General features: G+C 43.1%; 24 protein-coding genes. 21 read left to right on the top strand and 3 right to left on the bottom strand.

Annotated features, from left to right (window positions below; translation table 11 throughout):
- The first annotated feature begins 197 nt into the window (after window positions 1-197).
- From MKZ25_RS11420 to MKZ25_RS11410, 3 genes are all read left to right on the top strand, one after another.
- Window positions 198-632 (top strand): hypothetical protein, encoded by a 435-nt coding sequence (locus MKZ25_RS11420; protein WP_340801606.1) that lies wholly within the window; start codon window positions 198-200, stop codon window positions 630-632.
- Window positions 633-781: 149 nt separating this feature from the next.
- On the top strand, window positions 782-2353 hold the full coding sequence (locus MKZ25_RS11415) for a DUF342 domain-containing protein (RefSeq protein WP_340801604.1): 1572 nt from the start codon (window positions 782-784) through the stop codon (window positions 2351-2353).
- A complete protein-coding gene (locus tag MKZ25_RS11410; RefSeq protein ID WP_340801603.1) occupies window positions 2353-3069 on the top strand; it encodes a glycerophosphodiester phosphodiesterase in 717 nt (238 codons plus the stop codon). The genes MKZ25_RS11415 and MKZ25_RS11410 overlap by 1 nt, the downstream gene beginning before the upstream one ends.
- Window positions 3070-3579: 510 nt before the next feature.
- Here MKZ25_RS11410 and MKZ25_RS11405 read toward each other — a convergent pair.
- Entirely contained in the window at window positions 3580-3813 is a 234-nt protein-coding gene (locus tag MKZ25_RS11405) for a DUF2627 domain-containing protein (protein WP_251687080.1), read from the bottom strand.
- Window positions 3814-4215: 402 nt separating this feature from the next.
- Here MKZ25_RS11405 and MKZ25_RS11400 point away from each other — a divergent pair, with 402 nt between their 5' ends.
- The 10 genes from MKZ25_RS11400 to MKZ25_RS11355 all read left to right on the top strand — a co-directional run bounded on the left by MKZ25_RS11400 (window position 4216) and on the right by MKZ25_RS11355 (window position 17009).
- A complete protein-coding gene (locus MKZ25_RS11400) occupies window positions 4216-5310 on the top strand; it encodes a Leu/Phe/Val dehydrogenase (protein WP_340801600.1) in 1095 nt (364 codons plus the stop codon).
- 56 nt (window positions 5311-5366) lie between these two features.
- Window positions 5367-6776 (top strand): dihydrolipoyl dehydrogenase, encoded by a 1410-nt coding sequence (lpdA, locus tag MKZ25_RS11395; protein WP_340801599.1) that lies wholly within the window; start codon window positions 5367-5369, stop codon window positions 6774-6776.
- A 20-nt stretch (window positions 6777-6796) separates the two neighbouring features.
- Window positions 6797-7807 carry a thiamine pyrophosphate-dependent dehydrogenase E1 component subunit alpha gene (locus MKZ25_RS11390; RefSeq protein WP_340801598.1) on the top strand — a complete coding sequence of 337 codons (1011 nt, stop codon included), beginning with the start codon at window positions 6797-6799 and terminating at the stop codon, window positions 7805-7807.
- Complete coding sequence (locus MKZ25_RS11385) at window positions 7807-8790, top strand: alpha-ketoacid dehydrogenase subunit beta (RefSeq protein ID WP_340801597.1); 984 nt, start codon at window positions 7807-7809, stop codon at window positions 8788-8790. The genes MKZ25_RS11390 and MKZ25_RS11385 overlap by 1 nt, the downstream gene beginning before the upstream one ends.
- 209 nt (window positions 8791-8999) lie before the next feature.
- Window positions 9000-10358: a dihydrolipoamide acetyltransferase family protein gene (locus MKZ25_RS11380; RefSeq protein ID WP_340801596.1), complete on the top strand. Its 1359-nt coding sequence runs from the start codon at window positions 9000-9002 to the stop codon at window positions 10356-10358.
- A gap of 126 nt (window positions 10359-10484) precedes the next feature.
- Window positions 10485-12167 (top strand): methylmalonyl-CoA mutase family protein, encoded by a 1683-nt coding sequence (locus MKZ25_RS11375; RefSeq protein ID WP_340801595.1) that lies wholly within the window; start codon window positions 10485-10487, stop codon window positions 12165-12167.
- On the top strand, window positions 12164-14314 hold the full coding sequence (scpA, locus tag MKZ25_RS11370) for a methylmalonyl-CoA mutase (protein WP_340801594.1): 2151 nt from the start codon (window positions 12164-12166) through the stop codon (window positions 14312-14314). The genes MKZ25_RS11375 and scpA overlap by 4 nt, the downstream gene beginning before the upstream one ends.
- A gap of 2 nt (window positions 14315-14316) precedes the next feature.
- Window positions 14317-15399, top strand: coding sequence for a methylmalonyl Co-A mutase-associated GTPase MeaB (gene meaB, locus MKZ25_RS11365; protein ID WP_340803009.1), 1083 nt, complete (start codon window positions 14317-14319; stop codon window positions 15397-15399).
- A gap of 135 nt (window positions 15400-15534) precedes the next feature.
- Window positions 15535-15975, top strand: coding sequence for a BrxA/BrxB family bacilliredoxin (locus MKZ25_RS11360; RefSeq protein ID WP_340801593.1), 441 nt, complete (start codon window positions 15535-15537; stop codon window positions 15973-15975).
- A 77-nt stretch (window positions 15976-16052) separates the two neighbouring features.
- The gene (locus MKZ25_RS11355) at window positions 16053-17009 is read left to right on the top strand and encodes an aromatic acid exporter family protein (protein WP_340801592.1); all 957 of its coding nucleotides are present in this window, start codon (window positions 16053-16055) and stop codon (window positions 17007-17009) included.
- 92 nt (window positions 17010-17101) lie between these two features.
- Here the strand turns inward: MKZ25_RS11355 and prli42 are convergent, their stop codons facing one another.
- Entirely contained in the window at window positions 17102-17197 is a 96-nt protein-coding gene (gene prli42 / locus MKZ25_RS11350; RefSeq protein WP_008404197.1) for a stressosome-associated protein Prli42, read from the bottom strand.
- A gap of 203 nt (window positions 17198-17400) precedes the next feature.
- On the opposite strand from prli42, the gene mce reads away from it, so the two are divergent.
- The 4 genes from mce to MKZ25_RS11330 all read left to right on the top strand — a co-directional run bounded on the left by mce (window position 17401) and on the right by MKZ25_RS11330 (window position 20501).
- On the top strand, window positions 17401-17814 hold the full coding sequence (gene mce, locus MKZ25_RS11345) for a methylmalonyl-CoA epimerase (protein WP_251687099.1): 414 nt from the start codon (window positions 17401-17403) through the stop codon (window positions 17812-17814).
- Between the two features lie 2 nt (window positions 17815-17816).
- Window positions 17817-19385, top strand: coding sequence for an acyl-CoA carboxylase subunit beta (locus MKZ25_RS11340; RefSeq protein ID WP_340718653.1), 1569 nt, complete (start codon window positions 17817-17819; stop codon window positions 19383-19385).
- Window positions 19386-19613: 228 nt separating this feature from the next.
- Window positions 19614-20105 (top strand): tetratricopeptide repeat protein, encoded by a 492-nt coding sequence (locus tag MKZ25_RS11335; protein WP_340718652.1) that lies wholly within the window; start codon window positions 19614-19616, stop codon window positions 20103-20105.
- Window positions 20106-20150: 45 nt separating this feature from the next.
- Window positions 20151-20501, top strand: coding sequence for a hypothetical protein (locus tag MKZ25_RS11330; RefSeq protein WP_340801591.1), 351 nt, complete (start codon window positions 20151-20153; stop codon window positions 20499-20501).
- Window positions 20502-20503: 2 nt separating this feature from the next.
- Here MKZ25_RS11330 and MKZ25_RS11325 read toward each other — a convergent pair whose 3' ends face one another.
- Window positions 20504-20887, bottom strand: coding sequence for a general stress protein (locus tag MKZ25_RS11325; RefSeq protein ID WP_340801590.1), 384 nt, complete (start codon window positions 20885-20887; stop codon window positions 20504-20506).
- A 150-nt stretch (window positions 20888-21037) separates the two neighbouring features.
- On the opposite strand from MKZ25_RS11325, the gene MKZ25_RS11320 reads away from it, so the two are divergent.
- The 4 genes from MKZ25_RS11320 (at window position 21038) to MKZ25_RS11305 (ending at window position 24922) form a co-directional block, all read left to right on the top strand.
- Window positions 21038-21727, top strand: a complete 690-nt coding sequence (locus tag MKZ25_RS11320; protein ID WP_340801588.1) for an AIM24 family protein — start codon at window positions 21038-21040, stop codon at window positions 21725-21727.
- Window positions 21728-21986: 259 nt separating this feature from the next.
- Entirely contained in the window at window positions 21987-22730 is a 744-nt protein-coding gene (locus MKZ25_RS11315) for an AAA family ATPase (RefSeq protein ID WP_340718649.1), read from the top strand.
- Window positions 22731-22784: 54 nt separating this feature from the next.
- A complete protein-coding gene (locus MKZ25_RS11310) occupies window positions 22785-23765 on the top strand; it encodes a hypothetical protein (RefSeq protein ID WP_340718648.1) in 981 nt (326 codons plus the stop codon).
- A gap of 47 nt (window positions 23766-23812) precedes the next feature.
- Window positions 23813-24922: a M20/M25/M40 family metallo-hydrolase gene (locus MKZ25_RS11305; protein WP_340801587.1), complete on the top strand. Its 1110-nt coding sequence runs from the start codon at window positions 23813-23815 to the stop codon at window positions 24920-24922.
- The last annotated feature ends 9 nt before the right edge of the window (window positions 24923-24931 follow it).

Raw genomic sequence — 24931 nt, 5'->3', positions numbered from 1 at the left:
GAGAGCAAGGCTAAGAAATTCTTCGTCTTCGTTTTTACCTCCTTTCTTTGGATAATATGTTGACAAACGTATTGTTCTCTTTGTGTCTGGCCGGTGCTGGGCACTTTTTTTGCTGTCATAGGATTTTAATATTAATTTTACATTATTAATATAATTTCGCAGTAGAATAGGGGGACAACAATAAGGAGCGATGAAAAATGAAACGATGGAAATTTCTACTGATTCTTTTCGGCGTCCTGACATTATTTCTGCTTGTAAGATTTCCACTAGATTTTGACGCATCTCAAACAATAACGGCCACTTCTCCTGATGTGGTTGTCAAAAAATATAAAGAAGAATTACATATCCAGCGCGAGACATGCTATAACGATATATTGGTGCTCGGTACATTAAGCGATACCCAGCTTCAAATGATGGAAATGAAGCTCGAAAACTATTTAAATGAGCTGGGCACTTTAAGAAACGAAATTATCGAAAATAATATAAACCATCAAAACTTAACCAACTCCATTGAACTGGACATTTTAATGATTCACCGAACACTTAGGGCTATAGAAACACGTGACGAAACGTATTTGAAAGACTTATCAGATATGTATCATAATTTGCTCCAAATCCAACGTTTACTATAATAATGGTTTACAAGGTTTTATAACGGGTGAGACAGATGTTGTATATTTCATTTAAAGGATATGCCGATAAACCTCCCTGCAATCCAATATTTAACTAAACAAATAACTAAAAAATGTATATACTATAATGTATGTGGAGGTGGGATGGCATGGTTATTCATGAAAATAATTTTTTCAAAATAATAAATAATGAGGGAAAAGTATATTTACTGACACGAAAGCCAGGTTTTATGCTAAAAGACTTCGAAACAATTGTGCGCCAAAATCCTCGTATTAAACTTACGAATTTTGCCTTATTAAAAAAGGGGCTAAATGAAGTGAAAGACACCCCTGTTGAAATCGGTATATGGCTGCCGTCGATGGTGATCGAAATTTCCAAAGATAAAATGTCGGCATCGCTTTTTGTATATGAGACAGCGGAGCATATAAAAGAAAATGTGCAATCCATTCAGAAAAAGGTACAGCAACTTTTAGCTGAAGAGAACATAACATACGGGATTCTAAATGTGAATCCTGAATCCGTTGTCACGGCAAAAGCAACATTGATTGCGCAAGGGACCCCGCCTGTCCAAGGGAAAGATGCACAACTTACCTATTTAGAACTGCCTGAGCGGAAACCGGTCATAAGAGAAGACGGCAAAGCGGATTATTATGATATGAACTTTATATATGAAATTGAAGAAGGCGCATGGCTTGGGGAGAAAATTCACGCACAGCCAGGTATTCCGGGAATGAATATTTATGGGGAACCGATTCCTGCTCCATGGGGCAAAGATCTCCAGCTAAAATATGACCGGAAATCGGCATTCGAAGTGGAGGAAGAAGGAAAGACGGTCCTTCGCTCGAAAATTAGCGGGGTAGTCGAAGAACATGAAGGAACGGTATTTGTGAATCATCATTTACCGATTGTTGGCGATGTCGGTGTTGAAACCGGGAATATCGAATTTAATGGATCTGTCTCGATTAAAGGAACCGTCCAGCCTGGTTTTACGGTTGTTGCAAATGGGGACATTTCAATCGAACATCCGGAAGGTGTATCCGGCGCAAAGCTGATTAAGTCCCTATACGGAGACATTTTTATACGCGGAGGCATATTCGGTTTAGGCGAAACACTTGTAGAAGCTGCCGGGGATATATTCGTTAAACATGTGAATGATGCCCGCTTAATTGCAGGAAAAAATCTGAATATTGGATTTTATTCGTTAGGTTCCAAATTATCTGCACGATCTATATTGGTTGATGAACGAAAAGGGAAAATCATCGGGGGAACTGCAATTGCAAAAAGTATCATCGTTACGGCATGTACGGGAAACCGATTGGAAAGACCGACCGAATTAATCATTAATAGTATAAACAAAGCGCAAAGTCTTGAAGTTATCCAATACAAGGCATCGCTGCTGAAATCGATGCAGGAAGATATCATACAGCTTGAGACACATTTAGAACGCATCGCTCCAGTTATACATACATTGACACAACGACAATTGGCAACACTGGAGCTGACAGAACAAAAGCTCGCTTCCAACAAAGAAACAGCGCTGAATTTAGATCGGGAAATTAAACAATTAATGAGCGATCTGCGCGAAGTCGGCAAAGCAGAGATACATGTGACGAAAGAAGCATATCCTGGTACATATATACAAATCGGCAAAAAGTCCACGGTTTTGACGTCTATAACAAATGGACGATTTTTAATAGAAAATGGAGAGTTGAATGTATAATGGATAACATACCCATTTTTGCCCACCGAGGGGCATCGAGCTTTCATCTTGAAAATACGTTTGCTGCCTTTAAAAAAGCAAAAGAACTTGGGGCAGATGGCATTGAACTGGATCTCCAAGTTTCACATGATGGGGTTTTAGTGGTATTTCATGACAATGACTTAAAAAGACTTGCCGGTGTGAACAAAATGGTGAATCAGTGCTCCTATGACGAGCTGATTCATTATAAATTAGGTCCGCGTTTTAAACGGCTGTTTCGCCGTGAACGGATGGTTGCCTTTGCCGATGTGCTGGAATGGGCGAATGCAGAAAACATGGCATTGAATGTGGAGCTGAAAGAGTCGCTATTAACAAACGAGCATGTGCTGAAGGAATTACTGCAAACGATTACCTTGCCTGAAAACAGCCATTTCTCGTCATTCCATGATGCTCTTTTAAAAACAGTGAAAGAGGTTCGTCCGGATATCGAAACCGGGTACATTATTACGAAGAAATTCTATTGGGCCACATTAGCGGAGCAGAATTTTTTCGATGCGATCCATGCCCATAAAAGGTACTATAAAGGTCAATATTTAGAAGCTTGTAAACATGCAGATACCGGCATGCGTTTTTACGGAATCCAGGGGAATGAATCTTTTCTGAAAAATCCCCATTCCATTGTAAAAGGGTGGATTACGGATTTTCCGCATTTAGTTCAGGAAGCCCGGATAAATTGACAAGTCTGGTTAGTTTTAACGAACGATGAAAGGAATTTATTTCCTTTTTACTTTCGCTTTAATAATTTTGCGGAATGCCACAATAGTATTCTTGTTTCTTGAAAGTAAATTAACTGAATCGACAAAATGGCTGGGATATAAGTAGAATGACCGTTAAATAACAGGAAAACCTTTATTAAGAAACGGATATTTTGCAAAATTGATTGGAATGCAGGGCGAGTGTTCGTGCTGACGGTTTCACCTTTCGCACTGTTAAAACACTAGCTGACGGCTACGCCTTTCGCTACAAGCAAAGCTTCCTGCGGGAATAGCGTGACGCCTGAGACTAGGAACAAAAGCTAAGAACGCCACTTCCTGTGGCAACGCTTTTGTGACCAACATCCTGTTGGCCTCACGCCCGCGGAAAGCGTCCCGGAATGGAAATCAATTTTAACGCTTAGCAAAATAACACTATTTTCCTCTCAGAGGAAAATAGTGTTTTTTTGTTATGTCCCGGCCCCTTGTTCTGTTTTATTTTTGCCAGCGTTCCGATACTTTGCCGCGCTTGCGATCCCGGTACAGTAAAAAACCTGCAAAAAATAAAAATGAAACGGCAAAAAATATGGCTCCGACGACGAATTGTAACCAAATCCAAGGGAATGGTGAAATTAAAATACCGAATAATGTATCTCGCATAAATTTTATCCCGGCAGCCATTAAAATTGCGGGAATGACTAGTACGATAAATGCAGCCATACGTGCCATTTATAGACCTCCTCCAGACAAAAAGTAGTGGATGTAACAATGTCCCAGATTATTTTAGCATCACTTAATTTTACAATGCAGGCAGAGAAAGTCAATAATCGGGTATAGATTCATAGAATGGAAATATGGAATTAGCTTAACAACCTTAAAATTACTATATTAAAATAGTGTTTTCGAAAGTGTTTTCACACGGTTTTCAGGTGTATTTCGGATTAAAAATTGTCCGAATATTCTAATTTAAGTCAAATTAGGGATTTCTAGTTGCATCATTTTAGATTTATAAGTATTGTAAAAATAACGATAATAAAATTATACAAATTTAAGTATTTATTATCTCTAATTAACAGAAAATAATAATATACGAGAAAGTAAGCGCTTTCTTGAGTGGAGGGGTATAGTGTTATGGAAATTTTCAAGTACATGCAGAAATATGATTTTGAACAAGTAGTCTTTTGCCAAGATGAGGCATCGGGGTTAAAAGCGGTCATTGCTATTCATGATACAACATTGGGTCCAGCTCTTGGGGGTTCGCGCATGTGGACATATGCCTCGGAGGAAGCAGCGATTGAAGATGCACTTCGTCTAGCACGCGGTATGACTTATAAAAATGCGGCGGCAGGCTTAAATTTAGGTGGCGGTAAAACAGTTATTATTGGAGATCCGTTCAAAGATAAAAATGAAGAAATGTTCCGAGCATTAGGGCGTTTCATTCAAGGTTTGAATGGTCGATATATTACAGCGGAAGATGTGGGGACAACGGTTGCGGATATGGATCTGATCCATGAAGAAACAAATTATGTAACAGGAATTTCACCGGCATTCGGCAGCTCAGGCAATCCATCGCCAATTACAGCGTATGGTGTATTTTTAGGAATGAAGGCAGCTGCAAAAGAAGCTTTTGGGGATGATTCGCTGGCAGGCCGTAAAGTAGCGGTTCAAGGTCTTGGGAATGTTGCGTACACATTATGTGAATACTTGCATAATGAAGGAGCGAAACTAATTGTAACGGATATTAATCAGCAGGCAATCGACCGTGTCGTGGCAGACTTTGGAGCGGTGGCTGTAGCACCTGACGAGATTTACGCACAAGATGTGGATATTTTCTCACCATGTGCTCTTGGCGCAATCGTCAATGATCAGACGATTCCGACGTTCAAAGCGAAGGTTATCGCTGGATCTGCAAACAATCAGCTGGCCGAATCAAGACATGGTAAAGTAATGCATGATTTAGGGATTGTTTATGCACCGGATTACGTAATAAATGCAGGTGGGGTTATTAACGTAGCAGACGAATTATACGGCTACAATCGGGAGCGCGCTATGAAACGTGTTGAAACGATCTACACAAGCTTGGAAAAGATTTTTGCCATTTCAAAAGAAGAAGATATTCCAACTTATTTAGCGGCAAACCGTTTAGCGGAAGAGCGTATTGCTCGTGTAGCGAAATCCCGCAGTCAGTTCCTTCAAAACGAAAAAAATATTTTAAACGGTCGCTAAAACGCGATTCCGAAAGAAGTAATTGATTTTGTAACTGGAAAAAAGGGGTGTCGGTTATGGCGAAAGATTATGATGTCGTTATTTTAGGCGGAGGCACAGGCGGTTATGTAGCCGCAATCCGTGCCTCACAGCTCGGATTGAAAACGGCAATCGTCGAAAAAAATAAAATGGGGGGTACATGCCTGCATGCGGGCTGTATTCCGACCAAAGCATTGCTCCGAAGTGCGGAAGTATATGTGCAATCGAAAAAGGCACTTGATTTTGGGGTGGAAGTGAATGACGTCAAAATCGACTTTGAGCGTGTCCAGCAAAGAAAGGCTACCGTAGTCGATAAGCTTTACAAAGGTGTCCAGCATTTGATGAAAAAAGGAAAGATCGATGTTTATGACGGCTTTGGCCGCATTTTAGGACCATCTATTTTCTCGCCGATGCCAGGTACGATTTCAGTGGAAATGAATGACGGCACTGAAAATGAAATGCTTGTGCCGCAAAACGTCATCGTTGCGACGGGTTCTCGCCCTCGAACATTGGACGGTTTGAAAGTGGATGGGAAAAAGGTGTTCACATCAGATGAATTCCTGACGATCGAAAAGCTTCCGAAATCAGCCATTATTATCGGTGGTGGTGTAATTGGTGTCGAATGGGCGTCAATGCTCACTGATTTCGATGTCGAAGTCACGATTATCGAGCTGGGTGACCGCCTGCTGCCGACTGAAGATGCAGCCATTTCCGCAGAAATGCTGAAATCTTTGAAAAAGCGCGGTGTAAACGTTCATTTCAATGTGAAACTCGATCCTTCGGCAATTGATACGAAGGAAGATGTGACGCTTCAAGTGAATGATGAAACCATTTCAGCGGAAGCACTTCTACTATCGGTTGGAAGGATAGCGAACACGTCAAACATCGGCTTGGAGAATACGGAAATCGAACTGGACAACGGATATATTTCAGTAAACGAACATTTCCAGACGAAAGAACGTCATATATATGCTATAGGAGACGTGATCGGTGGCATGCAGTTGGCACATGTTGCTTCACATGAAGGAATACGTGCTGTTGAGCATATTGCGGGACAGAATTCGATTCCACTGCATTATGCAAATATTGCTCGAGGCGTCTACAGTAATCCGGAAGTCGCTAGTGTCGGCCTTACGGAAGAGCAAGCGAAAAATAACGGCTATAAAGTTGTTACAACAACATTCCCGTTTAAAGCGATCGGTAAAGCGATCGTGTATGGTGAAACAGCAGGCTTTGTGAAAGTAGTTGCCGATGAAAGTTCGAATGATGTTGTCGGCGTCCATTTAATCGGACCGCATGCAACGGATTTGATTTCCGAAGCTGCACTTGGCTTGTTTTTAAATGCCTCACCATGGGAAGTTGGACAGATGGTGCATTTGCATCCTTCGTTAAGCGAAATCATCGGGGAAGCCGCGCTGGCGATTGAAGGCAAAGCGATTCATTTTTAACAGTGACAAGGGGGTATTTTATGACGGACACGAATATTACACATGAACAATTGGGATTGACGGATGAAGATGTACTGAATATGTACGAAACAATGCTGATGGCACGCCGTATTGATGAGCGGATGTGGCTGTTGAACCGTGCAGGCAAAATACCATTTGTTATTTCATGCCAAGGACAGGAGGCAGCTCAAGTAGGTGCTGCCTTTGCCCTTGATCATACAAAGGATTATATTGCGCCGTACTATCGTGATATGGGGGTTGTCCTTCATTTTGGGATGACGGCAAAAGATTTAATGCTTTCGGCGTTTGCGAAAGCGGAAGATCCGAACTCCGGCGGGCGTCAGATGCCGGGGCATTTCGGGCAAAAGAAAAATCGTATACTTACGGGTTCTTCTCCTGTAACGACACAAGTACCGCACGCGGTCGGTGTCGCACTTGCAGGGAAAATGCAGCAAAAGGACTTTATCACATTTGTAACACTCGGTGAAGGTTCGTCAAACCAAGGAGACTTTCATGAAGGAGCAAACTTTGCGGGCGTGCATAAATTGCCGGTTATTATCATGGTAGAAAACAACCAGTATGCAATTTCTGTTCCGGTTGAGCGTCAACTGGGCTGTGCACAAGTATCAGACCGTGCAATCGGCTACGGGATGCCTGGTGTAACGGTAGACGGCAAAAATCCGCTGGAAGTTTATAAAGTGGTGAAAGAAGCGGCTGATCGTGCACGTCGCGGTGAAGGGCCATCACTGATCGAAACGGTTTCGTTCCGACTGACAGCCCATTCTTCGGATGATGATGATCGTCAATACCGAACAGCTGAAGATATTGCAGAAGGAAAAGCAAAAGACCCGATTATTTTATTCGAAACATACTTAAAAGACAACGGAATAGCGGATGATGCGCTATTGGAAGAAATGAACAAAAAAATTATGGATACTGTCAATGAAGCGACAGATTATGCAGAAAATGCAGCCTATGCCTCGCCAGAACATGCATTGCGTTATGTGTATGCGGAAGGAGAAGATGCGTAATGCCGGTAATATCTTATATTGATGCGATTAACTTAGCGATGAAAGAAGAAATGGAGCGAGATGACCGCGTCTTCGTATTAGGTGAAGATGTCGGGTTAAAAGGCGGCGTGTTCAAAGCGACAACGGGCCTGTATGACCAATTCGGCGAAGCGCGTGTACTGGATACACCGTTAGCGGAAAGTGCGATTGCCGGTGTTGCAATCGGTGCAGCAATGTACGGCATGCGTCCGATTGCCGAAATGCAGTTTGCTGACTTTATCATGCCTGCTGTGAACCAGATTGTATCGGAAGCGGCAAAAATCCGCTACCGCTCAAACAATGACTGGAGCTGTCCGTTAGTTGTGCGTGCGCCATTTGGTGGGGGAATACATGGTGCCCTATATCATTCACAATCGGTTGAAGCGATGTTTGCAGGGACACCTGGACTTAAGATTGTCATTCCATCAACTCCGTATGATGCAAAAGGTCTGTTAAAAGCGGCCATTCGCGATCCGGATCCGGTACTGTTTTTCGAACATAAACGTGCATACCGTCTTATTAAAGGGGAAGTGCCGACAGATGATTATACATTGCCGATCGGTAAAGCCGATGTGAAGCGTGAAGGTGATGATGTAACGGTCATTACGTACGGTCTTGCAGTACATTTTGCATTACAGGCGGCAGAACGCCTTGCAAAAGACGGTATCGAGACACATATTTTAGATTTGCGTACTGTATACCCGTTAGATCAGGAAGCTATTATCGAAGCGGCAAGAAAAACAGGAAAAGTCCTCCTTATTACAGAGGATAACAAAGAGGGCAGCATTATCGGTGAAGTGGCAGCCATTATTGCAGAACATTGCCTATTTGAACTGGATGCACCGATCAAGCGTCTCGCAGGACCGGATGTACCCGCAATGCCATACGCACCATCAATGGAAAAGTTCTTCATGATCAATCCTGACAAAGTAGAAAAAGCAATTCGCGAACTCGCTGAATTCTAGTTAATAGAATAAGGGACAGAATATTTAAGCTACAGTTTTGTAGAGAAACGAGTTGAATGGAATGGAAGGGAGGCGGCTCCTGCGGAAAGTGTCCTCCCTGAAATGGAAATCAACTCATATATTTTGAGATGCCCTAATTTAATTCAAATATCTATAATTGGCTTGCAACTTTTTGAGCAAAGGCCTATTAGTTAAAGGGGGATTGTTTGATGACAATTCAAAATATCGTCATGCCGCAACTTGGAGAAAGTGTGACAGAAGGCAAGATTGAACGCTGGCTTGTCCAATTGGGAGATAAAGTAAACAAATATGATCCATTAGCAGAAGTAACAACAGATAAAGTGAATGCCGAAATCCCTTCTTCGTTTGCAGGGGTAATTACAGAGTTAATCGCAAACGAAGGTGAAACATTGCCGGTAGGCGCAGTTGTATGCGCGATTGAAGTGGAAGGATCCGAATTGCCGCCAGCACCGCCAGAAAAGAAGTCGAATGTCAGCTCGGCCATTCTTAATGCCGGTACTCAGAAAAAAGAAGAAGACAAACCGGCAGTGAAAAAAGAAGACAAACCAGTGCGCACAGAACGCAAGCCTGGCCGTTTTTCACCTGCTGTTTTATCATTGGCAAATGAGCATGATGTCGACTTGGCCCAGATTACCGGAACAGGTGTCGGCAACCGGATTACGAGAAAAGATGTTGAAGCTTATGTTGCTGCAGGGAAGCCGACAAATCAGGATATTTCGAATGACGAGCAGCCAACAGCTTTCGCGGAACCAAAACAAGAAGCGTCTTCGCAAGCGACAGCACAAGGTACTACACAAGCTTCGGCATCTGCACCGCAGCCAAAACAGGACATTCCTGTTGCCGCTGGGGACATTGAAATTCCGGTTACGCAAGTGCGTAAAGCGATTGCGAAAAATATGCTGCGCAGCACACATGAAATTCCGCATGCATGGATGATGATGGAAGTCGATGTGACAGAGCTTGTTGAATACCGTGACAGCATCAAAGAAGATTTCAAGAAAAAAGAAGGATTCAATCTGACGTATTTTGCATTCTTCCTAAAAGCGGTCTCCCAGGCGCTTAAAGAATTCCCGATCATCAATTCTGTTTGGGCGGAAGATAAAATCATTCAAAAGAAAGATATTAATTTATCGATTGCCGTAGCAACTGATGATGCATTATTCGTGCCGGTCATCAAAAATGTCGATGAAAAATCGATAAAAGGCATTGCGAAAGAAATTCATGAATACGCACATCTTGTACGCAACGGAAAACTGAAATTGGAGCATATGCAAGGTGGGACATTTACGGTCAACAATACCGGATCATTTGGTTCGGTTCAGTCGATGGGCATTATCAATCATCCGCAGGCAGCCATTTTACAGGTGGAAAGTATTGTAAAAAGACCTGTAATAGTACAGGGGAATATGATCGCCCCACGCTCTATGGTAAATTTATGTTTATCTTTAGACCATAGAATTTTGGATGGCATGATTTGTGGTAAATTCTTATCTCGTGTGAAAGAAATTCTCGAAAATGTCGATAAACAGAAGATGTCAGTCTACTAAAAACACCGTGAAAGCCTGTGAAATAAGGCTTTCACGTTTTTTTTCTCTTTATTGTCAGAACATTCTCGTGTAAACTATAGTACAGAAATATAACAAGGGGGGAAGCTACTTAGCGACCACATGTCAATGAATATGAAAGAGATCGAATTTCAAACAGCTAGCTATGAGCAGTGGAAGGAAGAAGCGGTTAAAGCATTAAAAGGAAAACCGTTTGAATCCTTATTTACAAAGACGATTGAAAATATCACGCTTGACCCACTTTACACAGAAGAAAGCTTAATCGAAAAATTGGGAGACCAACTGGAGAAACAAGTTTCAACAATCCGTACTTTAACAAAACAGACGAGCTTCACGGTTGCCCAGCAAATTGCCGGCAACGATGCAGCCAGCTTTTTTGCCAATATCGAGGATAGCTTATCACGCGGTAATGAAATGATTACAATCAACAGCCCGGTTGCATTCGACTGGTCTGAACAGGACAGCGAAAAACTCGCTTCTTATTTATCGGAAAATTCATTTAAATTTATCGTCGCTTCTGCCCAAGATGCAGTGCTGGATGTATTCAAATATATTGACGAAGCTAAACGCAATGACGTTGTAGGCTATATTGTTTCACCTGAAACAGTTGAATTAGCTGACTATCCAAACGTCCGCACGTTTTGTGCAAATACGATTCCGTTCCATAATGACGGCGCTAATGCGGTACAAGAGCTGGCTATTGCGCTTGCACAGGCAGCCAAACTTGCCAATACGGCAGAAGATTTTAAAGCATTTGAACAGAAGTTTTTCGTACAGTTCGCTGTCGATACACAATTCTTTGCAGAAGTAGCAAAACTTCGTGCCTTTAAAGTATTATGGAAAGCGTTTGCTTCAGCATTCGGCAATGAAGCAAGCGCTGTCCCGGTCGTAGTGGAAACTTCGGTACGCAGCTTCTCGAAATATGATGTTTATGTAAACTTGTTGCGTGCAGGGAATGAAGCATTCTCAGCGGCAATCGGCGGTGCAGACGTAATTACAGTACATCCGCATGATGCATTGACAGGTGTTTCGGGGCAGTCGGTCCGTATTGCGCGTAATGTTTCCCTTGTTACGAAAGAAGAGTCGCATGTAACAAATGTAATCGACCCATCAGGCGGTTCATACTTTATCGAATCATTAACAGCAGATTATGTAAAAGAAGCATGGGCACTGTTTTTGGAAATCGAAATTGCCGGCGGATTGGAAGCATACGGTATCGATGCTCAAATTGAGGAAGTGTATCAGACGCGCATGAAGCAAGTGGAAACACGCAAGCATTCACTGATCGGTACGAACATTTATGCAAACCCGCAAGATACAGTAGCAACAACTGAAAATGCGCAATTTGCAGGTGTCAAACGTCTTGCCATTCCATTTGAAAACTTGCGTGCTACTTATGCACAAACTGGTATCAAGGCAGCAATCTTAACATTCGGCGAACTGAAAAACTACAAGCCGCGCGCAGATTTTGTACAAGGATTCTTCGCGACAGCGGGCATCGTAGCGTATCAGACAGCAGGCTTCCAAACAATTGAGGATGCAACAACTTGGCTGGCAAGTGCCGACTATGACTATGTAGTCGTAGCAGCAACGGATGAAGATACAAAAGCCATTGTGCCGGCATTGCTTGACAACAAAAAACAATCGGTTGTATTGGATGCAGCAGGTAAATACAAAGAAGAAGAAGCGGCATGGACTGCAAAAGGCTTAAACGGCTTTATTCATGCAGGTCAGAACATCGTAGAAAAGCTGTCGGATGTCGTGATGAGCGTGAAGGGGGTACAACAATGAGTAAAGCAAATTTCGCAACGGTTGTCATTGAAGATGTATTAAAACAAGAGCAACTTACTTCTACAGGCTCGTACGTGACAAATGAAGGCATCGAAGTGAATTCTGTCTACAATAAAGAAGATATTCAAGATGCAAAACATTTAAAAGATGTGGCTGGTATTGCACCGAATACACGTGGTCCATACCCGACGATGTATGTAGCGCGTCCATGGACAGTGCGTCAATATGCAGGTTTCTCGACTGCGGAAGAATCAAATGCTTTCTACCGTCGTAACTTGGCAATGGGGCAAAAAGGGCTTTCAGTAGCATTCGACTTGGCGACACACCGCGGTTATGACTCGGATCACCCTCGTGTAACAGGGGATGTCGGAAAAGCCGGCGTTGCGATCGATTCGGTTGAAGATGCAAAAATTCTGTTCGACGGCATTCCACTTGATCAAATGTCGGTTTCGATGACGATGAACGGTGCCGTATTACCGATTCTTGCTTTCTACATCGTTGCAGCTGAAGAACAGGGAGTATCGCCTGATAAATTGGCCGGTACGATTCAAAACGACATTTTAAAAGAATACATGGTGCGTAACACTTATATTTACCCACCGGCAATGTCGATGAAAATCATTGCAGACATTTTTGAATATACGGCGAAATTCATGCCGAAATTCAACTCGATTTCCATTTCGGGCTACCATATTCAAGAAGCAGGTGCGACAAATGACATCGAGCTTGCCTATACATTGGCAGACGGTCTTGAGTATGTACGTACAGGTTTAAAAGCGGGCATTGACATTGATGCATTTGCACCGCGTTTATCGTTCTTCTGGGCGATCGGCATGAACTATTACATGGAAGTGGCGAAAATGCGTGCAGCACGTCGCATTTGGGCACAAATGATGTCTACATTCAATCCGAAAAACTCGAAGTCTCTTGCACTTCGTACACACTCGCAAACATCTGGTTGGAGTTTAACAGAGCAAGACCCATTCAATAACGTCACTCGTACATTAATCGAAGCGAACGCGGCAGCGATGGGCCATACTCAGTCCCTTCATACGAACGCACTGGATGAAGCCATTGCTTTACCGACGGATTTCTCGGCTCGTATCGCACGTAATACACAGCTGTTCCTGCAAGAAGAAACAGGTATGACAAAAATTATCGATCCATGGGGCGGCTCGTACTATGTTGAAAAACTGACAGAAGAGCTGACAGAAAAAGCATGGGCATTAATCGAAGAAATCGAAGCACTTGGCGGAATGGCAAAAGCGATTGAAACAGGACTTCCGAAAATGAAAGTTGAAGAAGCAGCGGCTAAACGCCAGGCAAAAATCGATTCTAAAACAGAAACGATTGTCGGCGTAAACAAATACCGTCTTGCTGAAGAAGATCCAATCGACATTTTGGATATCGACAATGCAATCGTACGCGAATCACAAATTGCCCGCCTTGAAAAAATGAAGGCAACTCGAGATGAAGCGGAAGTGCAAAAACATTTAGCGCGAATTACAAAAGCGGCTGAAGACGGTTCTGAAAACTTATTGGCTGTTGCAGTTGATGCGGCAAGAGCGCGTGCATCACTAGGTGAAATTTCGGATGCGATTGAAGCAGTATCTGGCCGTCATAAAGCGGTTATCCGTTCAATTTCGGGCGTCTACTCTGCAAACTTCTCGGATGATGAAATGATTTCAGAAGTGAAGCAAATGACAGAAGACTTCCTGGAAGCAGAAGGTCGCCGTCCACGTATTTTAGTGGCGAAGATGGGACAAGACGGACATGACCGTGGTGCGAAGGTTGTAGCAACCGGCTATGCGGACTTAGGTTTCGATGTCGATATATCTCCATTGTTCATGACACCGGAAGAAACAGCACAAATGGCAAACGAAAACGACGTACACTGTATCGGAGTATCTTCTTTAGCAGCGGGTCATAAAACCTTAGTGCCGGAACTTGTAGCTGAATTGAAGAAACTGGGTCGCGAGGACATTATCGTCATTTGCGGCGGTGTAATCCCGGCTCAGGACTATGATTATCTGTATCAAGCAGGTGCAGCGGCGATCTTCGGACCAGGTACTGTGATTCCAGTATCGGCAATCCGTATTATAGAAGAAATTTATAAAAAGTTAGGTTATGAGGAAGTGGCAGAGTAGTGATGCCACAAGACGAGAAGAGCGCTTTATTTGTCATGGATGGTGTGAAGGGTGGTCATGATGGTATGAGCTATTCGAACCCGAAAAAGTTCCGGAAAAAAAAGCAGGATACACTTGATCTACAGACGCTGGCAAGCGAAGTGCGTGCGGGTAACCGTACTTCGCTCGCAAAAGCGATAACGCTCATCGAAAGCTCGAACAATGCCCATAAGGAAGAAGCACAGAAGCTGCTGCAGGAGCTGTTGCCTTATACGGGCAATTCGATCCGAATCGGCATCACCGGTGTACCGGGTGCGGGAAAAAGTTCGTTTATCGAAGCGTTCGGTACGATGTTGTGCAAAATGGGCAAGCGTGTTGCGGTACTTGCAATCGACCCGAGCTCATCACTTTCAGGCGGCAGTATTCTGGGGGACAAAACACGGATGGAAGAACTGGTACGCCAGGAAAATGCCTTTGTCCGTCCATCACCGAGTGCCGGTACATTGGGCGGTGTCCATAAAAAATCACGTGAAACGATGCTGTTATGCGAGGCGGCAGGCTATGATGTCATTTTGATTGAAACAGTCGGGGTCGGCCAAAGTGAGACGTATGTACGCGGCATGGTCGACTTCTTCCTGCTCTTAGTTTTAACAGGTGCGGGAGATGAGCTTCAAGGGATGAAGAAGGGCATAATGGAGCTTGCAGACGGCATTATCGTCCATAAAGCGGACGGGGACAATGCACGCCCTGCACGCCGCACAATGCAGGAATACAAGCAGATCCTTCATTTTCTGCAGCCATCGACACCAGGCTGGCTCAGTACGTCACTGACCGTCTCTTCCCTTGAAAAAACGGGGCTCGACAAAGTTTGGGACATGCTGATGCAGTTTGAGCAAACAACAAGGCAGTCGAACTACTGGACAACACGTCGCCATGAGCAGACGCGCGACTGGTTCCATACGATGATTACCGATCATTTAATCGATTCGTTTTATAAAAATCCGGAACGCAAAAAGCAGGTCCGGTCACTTGAGGAAGAAATATTGCATGGCCAGCTGACGGTAACACAAGGGGTTAATGCATTATTTAATGAGAAGAAGGAATAAATCAATTACGCCTTGGCTTATTTTCATTCAGCGGGAGTTTCCGCTGAATGAAAACAAATGATAATCAAGAGTCTTTGCACATCTTTCGCAACCTTGCTATGATAAAAAGGAACATAGAAAGGGGCTAAAAAGCTTATGAACATGGATTATGATTTATTTATGCAACAAATTACAACGACTGCACGTGCAGAGATGGAAGCAGCAGGTTATGAACAACTGCGCACTCCGGAAGATGTGGAAGCAGCGTTTGCCCGTCAAGGAACAACTCTTGTTATGGTGAATTCTGTATGTGGCTGTGCTGGCGGTATTGCCCGTCCTGCAGCAACACATGCTGTACATTACGATAAACGTCCTGACCATCTAGTAACCGTATTTGCCGGTCAAGATAAAGAGGCAACAGCAGCTGCACGTTACTATTTCGGTGAAGACCATATCCCGTCATCGCCATCATTCATTTTATTGAAAGATGGACAAGTTGTAGGAGAAGTTGGCCGTTTTGAAATCGAAGGCCATGACCCGATGAGTGTTGTCACAAACCTTCAAGGTCACTTCGAGGAAAACTGCGAAGAAATCTAATACTACTAGAGTACTTGTGTAACGGGTGCGTTTCGAACGTACCCGCTGCATTCCTCTAATGGGGGAGTTCAAACGATATGAAGAAATTTTCAATCGGCTATCGGACTTTAAAAACAGCCATTGGTGCTGCTGTTGCGATAGCAATTGCCCAATATTTTGATTTGCAGTTTTTCACGGCGGCTGGTATTCTGACGATTTTAAGCATTCAATCAACTAAGCGTAAATCTCTCCATGCAGTGTATACCCGGATTGTTTCAACATTTATCGGGATTGTTTATGCGTTTATATTTTTCGAAATATTCGGTTATTCGCCGGTTATTTTGGGGATTGTGATGATTCTTTTCATTCCGACAATCGTGTCACTGAAGGTTGTGGAAGGTTTTATCTCAAGTTCGGTCATCATGATGCACATTTATTTGACCGCCAATTTTACCGTCGATCTGCTTATCAATGAATTTTACTTAATGGCAATCGGTTATGGGGTAGGGTTGGTCGTCAATATGTATATGCCGGATATCCAGCAGGGCCTGTATTACCACCGCGAAAAATTGGAGTCGTTATTGAAAAAAATTCTTGCGGAAATCGCAGGCTATTTGAGAGATGGCGATACATTGTGGGACGGTCATGAACTGATTGAGGCGGCGAAAGTGGTCGAGGCAGGAAAAGCGCTCGCATTCCAGGATGTTGAAAATCACGTCACCCGTAAAGAAAATACGTTTTATCTGTATTTTGATATGCGTGAAAGACAGCTGGAAATCATCGAGCGGGTGTTGCCGAAAATCACGACCCTTCCGGTAATGACAGAGCAGGCTACATTAATTGCGGCCTTCATGGAAGATTTGAGTGAAAACGTGCATTCCGGGAACACGGCAAGCCGCTTTTTGGAAAAGCTCGACAAAGTAAAAGGAGAGTTCGCCCAAATGCCTTTGCCAAATGATCACGAAACATTCCTCGCCATGGCCGCGCTGTACCAGTTCATCGAAGAAATGGATGAATACCTGGTCATCAAGCAATCGTTCAGGGGAATGAAATAATCGGGAACTTGATAGCGGAAAGCGTCCGACCCGGAACGGGAATCAATTTTAATTCCCAGGAGAAAATAAAAAAATGGATGCATAAACATCCATTACATAATTGCTGCGACACCCATTGCAACAGTTGAGATTAACATGATAACAACCATTGAATAAACGACTATTTTTTGAAACTTTTTGTTGCTCATTCTTTTCGCTCCTTCAATATGAACTAGTACTAGTTTATCAAATTTGAAGGAATTCTCAAGTACATTAGATTTTACATTTTCGAAATTTTATAAAATTTTTTATCGGGCGTCCAAATACCCAATAAAAAAAGCAGTCAACAAATGTCTGAACACGATTCAGATGAGGCGGCATTAATAATTTTATTCAAAAGGGAGTCAGTACCGTGGAAAAAGTGGATCATATCGGCATTGCCGTACGTAATATTGAAGAACGTATTACATATTACACAGAAACGTTAGGCTTGAAATTATTAAAGATGGAAGAAGTAGAATCACAGCAAGTAAAAGTTGCTTTTATCGATGCAGGCAACGTAAAAATTGAACTGCTTGAGCCAATGAGTGAAAAAAGCGCAATCCACGGCTTCTTGGAAAAGCGCGGAGAAGGCATTCACCATGTTGCATTCGGAGTAACAGGTATTCGTGAGCGCATGGCTGAACTTCGTGAAAAAGGTGTACGACTATTATCCGAAGAGCCTGGCCCAGGTGCTGGCGGCGCGGAAGTAGCATTTTTACACCCGAAAGACTCATATGGTGTACTTTATGAATTATGCGATAAAAGCGGAAAAGGGGATAAATAACGATGACAACGACGACAGTAACTCCAGATATGTTTGATAAAATTAATGAGCTTTATGACCGTAAAGAAGCGATCCAGCTTGGTGGCGGGGATGCGCGTATCGAAAAGCAGCATGAAAAAGGGAAAATGACTGCCCGTGAACGTATTGATATGTTATTGGATGAAGGGTCATTCGTTGAAATCAATCCTTTCATCACACACCGTACTGTTGATTTCGGCATGGACAAACTGGAAGGCCCTGGTGACGGCGTAGTTACTGGTTTCGGTAAAATCAATGGGCGTAATGTGTATTTATTTGCACAGGACTTCACAGTATTCGGTGGTGCGCTTGGTGAAATGCACGCGAAAAAAATCGCAGCAGTAATGGATTTGGCAGCGAAAAACGGTACGCCGTTTATCGGCATTAACGATTCAGGCGGTGCGCGTATTCAAGAAGGTGTATTATCACTTGACGGGTACGGTCACATCTTCTACCGTAACTCAATCTATTCAGGTGTAATTCCGCAAATCTCGGTAATTATGGGACCTTGTGCGGGTGGTGCTGTTTATTCACCAGCGATTACAGACTTTATTTTAATGGTTGATAAAACATCTCAAATGTTCATTACAGGTCCTAAAGTAATTGAAACAGTTACAGGCGAGAAAATTTCGGCAGAAGGTCTTGGCGGTTCTAAAGTGCATAACGCGACTTCAGGGAATGCCCACTTCCGTGCTGAAAACGAAGAAGCTGCCATTGCACAAATTCAGCAACTGCTTTCATACTTACCACAGAACAACAGAGAAAAAGCACCGAAACAAGCTGCTCCGGAAGGCGATAACTTCCGTTCAGAACTTGTTGATGTTGTGCCGATCGACCAAACAAAATCTTATGATGTTCGTAAAGTAGTAGAACAAGTAGTTGACGAAGGTTCATTCATGGAAGTGCAAAAAGAATTCGCGAAAAATATCGTTGTTGGTTTTGCACGTATCGCGGGCGAATCAGTTGGTCTAGTATGTAACCAGCCGAAGTTCCTTGCTGGCGGATTGGATATCGATTCATCTGATAAATTAGCACGTTTCGTACGTACTTGTGACGCATTCAATGTGCCTGTCATTACATTTGAGGACGTATCCGGTTTCTTCCCGGGTGTTAAACAGGAACACGGCGGGATTATCCGTCACGGTGCGAAAATCCTTTATGCTTACTCTGAAGCAACTGTACCGAAAATTACAGTCATTTTACGTAAAGCATACGGTGGTGCGTACGTAGCATTGAACTCGAAAGCAATTGGCGCGGACTTAGTATTTGCTTGGCCGAATGCTGAAATCGCTGTAATGGGTGCTGCTGGTGCGGCAAACATTATTCATGCAGGTGAAATTGCGAAGTCGGCTGATCCGGAAGCAACACGTGCAGCGAAAATTGAAGAATACAAAGAAAAATTCGCTAATCCTTATGTAGCGGCATCACGCGGTATGGTTGACGATGTTATCGATCCACGTGAAACACGTATTAAGCTGATCCAGGCATTGGATATGCTTTCAACAAAGCAGGAAGACCGTCCATACAAAAAGCACGGAAATATTCCGCTATAATTTTTAATTAAAATACACTAAGAAACATCTCTTGAATGATTGACAATCCAATCATTTTTGAGGTGTTTTTTAGTTCAGGCTATAATAATTTGAAACAAAACAGTTTGTAATACAAAAAAATTATCAAAAATTACTGACCATTAAATTGTAAATCCTCCTTTTTTATTATAGTGAAATTTACGAGAAGCCATTATGCTATTTAAAGAGAAATTCTAGGAGGATAAATGCATGAAGGAAATCAATCAACTACAAAGAGCAATTGATTTAAGGAGTGAGGGGGAATTACGACAATCCAACCAACAATTATTGAGTTTGGTTGAACAACATCCGAAAGATGGCTATGTAAATTATCAGTGTGCATGGAGCTATGATATGCTAGGAGAAGAGTCCAAAGCTGTACCGTACTATGAAAAGGCGATTCAAGGTAATTTGAAAGAAGAAGATTTAGCGAATGCTTATTTAGGTCTCGGCAGTACATACAGAACACTGGGAGAATACGAAAGTTCAAAACATACACTTGAAGAAGGGCTGGAGAAGTTTCCGCACAATTTAGCCATTCAAGTATTTTATGCCATGACGCTGTTTAACTTGAATGAACATGAGCGTTCACTGGAGCTTCTATTGAAAAACTTAGCGACTACTTCATCTGACCCTCAAATTCAGAAATACAAAAATGCGATAAATTTTTATAGTGATAAATTAAATGAAGTGTGGAAATAAATGCGCATTTCATTGCAGAAAACTTTTAGGGTGGTCGGCAACACAATGAAAATAATTAAAATTGTAAACTGCTTCCTCTATACGGCGATGGTCAGCCTGATCGGCTACAGCTGTTATTTCCTATCAATGTTGTTTATCATGGGGATGCTGTTTACCGCTGCTGATGCACCACCCGGAGACATTTCAAATTCAGGCAGGCTGCTGACCATTGCCTTTCAAGCTTTTGGAACGTTAATTGCGCTATTTGTTTACAGTCTCATTCACTGGACCATTGCATCGCTTTTAAAAATACCGTTTCCAAAGGGATTTGTGCTTATTTTGAACGGGATCATCATCAGTTTGGTCGTTGGTGCATTAATCGTAAAATTCATTATGATCGACGGCAGTTCTTTATAAAATTATTCCACCGCATTAAGATTGAATGCTGCATGCTGTTTATTCGGTTCCTTTTCATACGGGTGCTCGTGCTCGGCAAACAGAAAGATTGCCCCAAGTTCAATGCCATGCCCGTAATGGGCGGTTTCTTCCGGAGTGAGATGCAAAATACGCAAGCTCACTTCATAAACATTTTGACGCGTCACAAAGCTGATGAGCTGGTCGAGCCAGTTGCCGGCAAGGTGGACTTGAATGTCGGTATACATTTTCAGAGATTGTAACGGGTGAAGATCTTTTGAAAACACATGGATTTCATGCTCGGAAAAACCGTGCCCTCTAATCATGTTCAGCTTTGTCATAGCTTCCTCAACACTGTACACTAAAGCGATTTCACGTCGGTACTCCATCATGATCACCTCTTTTTTTTATTGTAATGCAAATATTATTCAGATGGTAGTGATTGAAAACAATCGTGCCTTAATACAATTACAAAATGCAGAAAATTCGAAACTTATCCAGTATCTAATCCGTAGAACATGAAAAGGGAGGTTTTACTGATGGGGAACTATTCCATTCGTGATTTTGTCAACAAGACGCAGCAAGACCAGAATGAAAATGATTATTTTGAATTGGAAACCGATCGTGTACTTGAAGTAAATCTGAACGGGGAAGTATGGTCGAAAATGGGCGCAATGATTGCCTACGTCGGTTCGATCAAGTTTGAGCGTGAGCGCATGCTGGAGCACGGCGTGTCGAAAATGTTCAAGAAAGCATTGACCGGTGAAGGTACGCAATTGATGAAGGCTAAAGGGAAAGGCCGGTTATATTTAGCTGACCAAGGAAAAAAGATTACCATTTTTGATTTGCAGAACGAAAGTCTGTGTGTGAACGGCAATGACCTGCTTGCATTTGAACCGTCAATCAATTGGGATATACGACTTATGCGCAAAATGGCCGGTATGATGGCAGGCGGCTTATTCAACGTCATGCTGGACGGCAAAGGAAAAGTGGCGATTACAACCCATTTTGAACCGCTGACACTGATCGTTAAGCCGGGTGAAACAGTGTATACCGACCCGAATGCGACAGTCGCATGGTCCGGGAATTTGAAGCCGGAATTTGTAACGGATATTACGTTCCGCACACTCATTGGACGCGGCAGCAATGAATCGATCCAAATGGCCTTTTCCGGTGAAGGATTCGTCATCATTCAGCCATTTGAAGAAGTGTATTTATCGTCGGAATAGACACTGCTTTAGAGGGGGAAATGTGTAAAAAGGCGATTGGAATGGAGGGGAGGCAACCCCAACGGCAATAGCGTAATTTATTTTGCGACGAAAGCGAAGCGACAGGAGCACTGACGCCTGAGACTAGGAACAAAAGCTAAGAACGCCACGTCCTGTAGCAACGCTTTTGTGACCAACTTCGTGTTGGCCTCACGCCCGCGGAAAGCGTCCGACCCGGAATGGAAATCACCACTTTTTTATTGATTTAAGGAGAAAACAGATGTTTTTAAAATCAGTCAAACTTAAAAAAGAAGAAATAACGGACTATAGCGAATACCCGTTTTCGATTCCGTTTATTCGCCATATGGATGAATTGGATGTGGACGCAAGGGTCACGTTTTTCGTCGGAGAAAACGGGGCGGGTAAATCGACATTGCTCGAAGCCATTGCAGATCAGATCGGCTTCAATCCGGCAGGGGGCAGCACACAAAACTATAAGGCATATGAAGTGGATCAATCCGAATCCGCGCTTGGCGATTATGTGAAGCTCTCGTGGTGGCCAAAAGTAACGAACGGCTTTTTTCTGCGTGCCGAGACATTTTATCAGTTTGCGTCGCATTTGGATGAAACCGATGAGAACGGCTACAAAGCATACGGGGGAAAATCGCTTCATCATCAGTCACACGGGGAATCTTTTTTCTCGCTGTTCCAGCACCGGTTTACAGGGCAGGCCATCTATTTGCTGGATGAGCCGGAAGCCGCATTATCCCCGACAAGACAGCTGGCGTTTTTAACATTGATGAATGATTTGGTAAAGCAGGGAAATGTGCAATTCATCATCGCAACACATTCGCCGATTTTACTCGGATTCCCGGAGGCGGTCATCTATCAATTTGATGAGCATGGCATCGAGCAGGTAAAGTATGAAGAAACCGAACATTATCAGGTAACCTCGTATTTTTTGCAGCACCGTGATAAAATGCTGCAAAATTTGTTTGAAGACAATGAGGATGAACTGGATTAGCAATCGATTACAGATGTCGGGTAACTATAAAGGATTTATAAAGGAGTGAAGAATATGGGATGGCAGCAATTGCAGCAGCAATCAGAACAGCATTACATTCAACTTTTGGAAGCGGAAAAACTGAGCAAAAAAATCGAAAGTCTTGAACAGCAGATCCAGCATACCGAGCAGGATATTGAGCAGCATGAACAGAATCTGCAAAAGGCACGCCAGCAATTGAATAAGCTCGAGGGGTTTTCGTTCGTGAATCTATTTCGCGGCTGGTCCGGGAAAAAGGATGAGCTGATCGAACAGAATATGGACCAGGTTGCCGTTTCAGAGCTGAAGCTGGTCGAAGCGCAGCTGACGTTTAAGGATTTACAGGAAGACCGGGGTAAACTCGTTCAGCGATTAAGCGCAATAGATGTTTCAACTATACGTGAGCAGCTGAAGAAAATAGAAAATGAAAAACAAGTGTGGCTGATGGCAAATGCACCTGCAGCAGCGAAGGAATTAACGGGCATCATTGAACAGGAGCTTTTATGCAAACAGCTGAAAACCGAAATCCATGAAGCGATTGATGCGGGTAAACAGGCATTCAATAAGCTGACGGATGCCGGCTCGAAATTGCAGGATGCCAAATCCTACTCGACATGGGATACATTTTTAGGCGGAGGCTTTATCGCAACGGCATTAAAGCATGACAAGCTGGAAGAGACGAACGGCTATTTGCACGAAGCACAGATGGCCCTTCAACGATTCCAAAACGAACTGCTCGATATTAAAGAGATGCGCCAAAATACACTGGAAGTTCATACGGATGGTTTTATCATGTTTACGGATTACTTTTTCGATAATATTTTTACCGACTGGTCGGTTCATTCGAAAATTACAACTGCAATCGATCAGCTTTTGCGTGTACAGGATGATGTGGCGAATACACTTCGGGATTTGAAGCAAAAACTGAGCATGACAACCGAAAAAGAACAGGCGCTGCAAGAGGAAAAACAAAGCATTTTAACTGCCGATGATCAATCATTGTTTTTTCAAAAATAGAGGCGTACAATAAAGCGTAAACTAGTTATTTAAAGGAGTTATCGATTATGAACCGAGTAGTAGAAGAGTTTCTGGAATTAGTGCAAATTGATTCTGAAACGAAACACGAAGAAGTAATTGCACCAATCTTAGTAAAAAAATTAGAAGAAATGGGCTTTGATGTTTTTCAGGATGATGCACATACACGAAATGGTCACGGTGCAGGCAATATTATCGCAACATTAAAAGGTGATGAGTCTATCGAGCCAATCTACTTTACAGTACATATGGATACAGTCGTACCGGGCAAAGGCATTAAACCGGAAATTCGTGAAGACGGCTATATTTATTCTGACGGCACAACGATTCTAGGTGCGGATGATAAAGCAGGTATCGCAGCATTATTCGAAATGGCGCGTCGTTTAAAAGAAAAAGACAGCGCACACGGCACAATCCAGTTCATCATTACAGCGGGTGAAGAAAGCGGATTAGTCGGAGCCAAAGAACTGGATCCTTCAAAAATCATCGCCAAATACGGTTTTGCGGTTGATAGTGACGGCAAAGTAGGCGGCATTGTAGTAGCAGCACCGTTCCAGGCAAAAGTATTTGCGAAAATCATCGGTAAAACAGCACATGCAGGCGTTGCACCTGAAAAGGGGATTTCCGCAATTACGGTTGCAGCAAAAGCGGTTGCCCAAATGAAATTAGGCCGTCTTGATGAAGAAACAACAGCGAATATCGGACGTTTCGAAGGCGGGAAAGCAACGAATATCGTATGTGATGAAGTATCGATTCTTGCGGAAGCCCGTTCGATCGATGAAACAAAACTGAATGCCCAAACGGACCATATGAAAGAAACATTTGAACGTGTCGCACAAGAAATGGGTGCGCGCGCTGAAGTGGAAGTAAAGTTAATGTACCCAGGTTTCCGTGCGACAGAAGAAGATCAGGTTGTGAAAGTTGCGAAAGCGGCGGTAGAAGCGATCGGTCGCACACCGCAGCTTGGTATTTCAGGCGGCGGCAGCGATGCAAACGTTATCGCCGGGTTCGGAATCCCTACTGTAAACTTATCGGTCGGCTATGAGGAAATTCATACGACAAACGAAAGAATGCCGGTGGAAGAACTGGAAAAACTGGCTGATTTATTGGAAGAAATCGTTGTTCAAACAATGAAATAAGAGGTATGA

It is taken from the genome of Solibacillus sp. FSL W7-1464 (assembly GCF_038004425.1).
GTDB lineage: Bacteria > Bacillota > Bacilli > Bacillales_A > Planococcaceae > Solibacillus.
Note: the sequence above shows the minus strand (reverse complement) of the source record. Positions and strands in the feature narration are given on the sequence as shown.

What these genes read in the sequence shown, in the direction of transcription:
- MKZ25_RS11420 (WP_340801606.1), top strand. Translation starts at nt 198, where the DNA reads ATGAAACGATGGAAATTTCTACTGATTCTTTTCGGCGTCCTGACATTA.
- MKZ25_RS11415 (WP_340801604.1), top strand. Translation starts at nt 782, where the DNA reads ATGGTTATTCATGAAAATAATTTTTTCAAAATAATAAATAATGAGGGA.
- MKZ25_RS11410 (WP_340801603.1), top strand. Translation starts at nt 2,353, where the DNA reads ATGGATAACATACCCATTTTTGCCCACCGAGGGGCATCGAGCTTTCAT.
- MKZ25_RS11405 (WP_251687080.1), bottom strand. Translation starts at nt 3,813, where the DNA reads ATGGCACGTATGGCTGCATTTATCGTACTAGTCATTCCCGCAATTTTA.
- MKZ25_RS11400 (WP_340801600.1), top strand. Translation starts at nt 4,216, where the DNA reads ATGGAAATTTTCAAGTACATGCAGAAATATGATTTTGAACAAGTAGTC.
- lpdA (WP_340801599.1), top strand. Translation starts at nt 5,367, where the DNA reads ATGGCGAAAGATTATGATGTCGTTATTTTAGGCGGAGGCACAGGCGGT.
- MKZ25_RS11390 (WP_340801598.1), top strand. Translation starts at nt 6,797, where the DNA reads ATGACGGACACGAATATTACACATGAACAATTGGGATTGACGGATGAA.
- MKZ25_RS11385 (WP_340801597.1), top strand. Translation starts at nt 7,807, where the DNA reads ATGCCGGTAATATCTTATATTGATGCGATTAACTTAGCGATGAAAGAA.
- MKZ25_RS11380 (WP_340801596.1), top strand. Translation starts at nt 9,000, where the DNA reads ATGACAATTCAAAATATCGTCATGCCGCAACTTGGAGAAAGTGTGACA.
- MKZ25_RS11375 (WP_340801595.1), top strand. Translation starts at nt 10,485, where the DNA reads ATGAATATGAAAGAGATCGAATTTCAAACAGCTAGCTATGAGCAGTGG.
- scpA (WP_340801594.1), top strand. Translation starts at nt 12,164, where the DNA reads ATGAGTAAAGCAAATTTCGCAACGGTTGTCATTGAAGATGTATTAAAA.
- meaB (WP_340803009.1), top strand. Translation starts at nt 14,317, where the DNA reads ATGCCACAAGACGAGAAGAGCGCTTTATTTGTCATGGATGGTGTGAAG.
- MKZ25_RS11360 (WP_340801593.1), top strand. Translation starts at nt 15,535, where the DNA reads ATGAACATGGATTATGATTTATTTATGCAACAAATTACAACGACTGCA.
- MKZ25_RS11355 (WP_340801592.1), top strand. Translation starts at nt 16,053, where the DNA reads ATGAAGAAATTTTCAATCGGCTATCGGACTTTAAAAACAGCCATTGGT.
- prli42 (WP_008404197.1), bottom strand. Translation starts at nt 17,197, where the DNA reads ATGAGCAACAAAAAGTTTCAAAAAATAGTCGTTTATTCAATGGTTGTT.
- MKZ25_RS11340 (WP_340718653.1), top strand. Translation starts at nt 17,817, where the DNA reads ATGACAACGACGACAGTAACTCCAGATATGTTTGATAAAATTAATGAG.
- MKZ25_RS11335 (WP_340718652.1), top strand. Translation starts at nt 19,614, where the DNA reads ATGAAGGAAATCAATCAACTACAAAGAGCAATTGATTTAAGGAGTGAG.
- MKZ25_RS11330 (WP_340801591.1), top strand. Translation starts at nt 20,151, where the DNA reads ATGAAAATAATTAAAATTGTAAACTGCTTCCTCTATACGGCGATGGTC.
- MKZ25_RS11325 (WP_340801590.1), bottom strand. Translation starts at nt 20,887, where the DNA reads ATGGAGTACCGACGTGAAATCGCTTTAGTGTACAGTGTTGAGGAAGCT.
- MKZ25_RS11320 (WP_340801588.1), top strand. Translation starts at nt 21,038, where the DNA reads ATGGGGAACTATTCCATTCGTGATTTTGTCAACAAGACGCAGCAAGAC.
- MKZ25_RS11315 (WP_340718649.1), top strand. Translation starts at nt 21,987, where the DNA reads ATGTTTTTAAAATCAGTCAAACTTAAAAAAGAAGAAATAACGGACTAT.
- MKZ25_RS11310 (WP_340718648.1), top strand. Translation starts at nt 22,785, where the DNA reads ATGGGATGGCAGCAATTGCAGCAGCAATCAGAACAGCATTACATTCAA.
- MKZ25_RS11305 (WP_340801587.1), top strand. Translation starts at nt 23,813, where the DNA reads ATGAACCGAGTAGTAGAAGAGTTTCTGGAATTAGTGCAAATTGATTCT.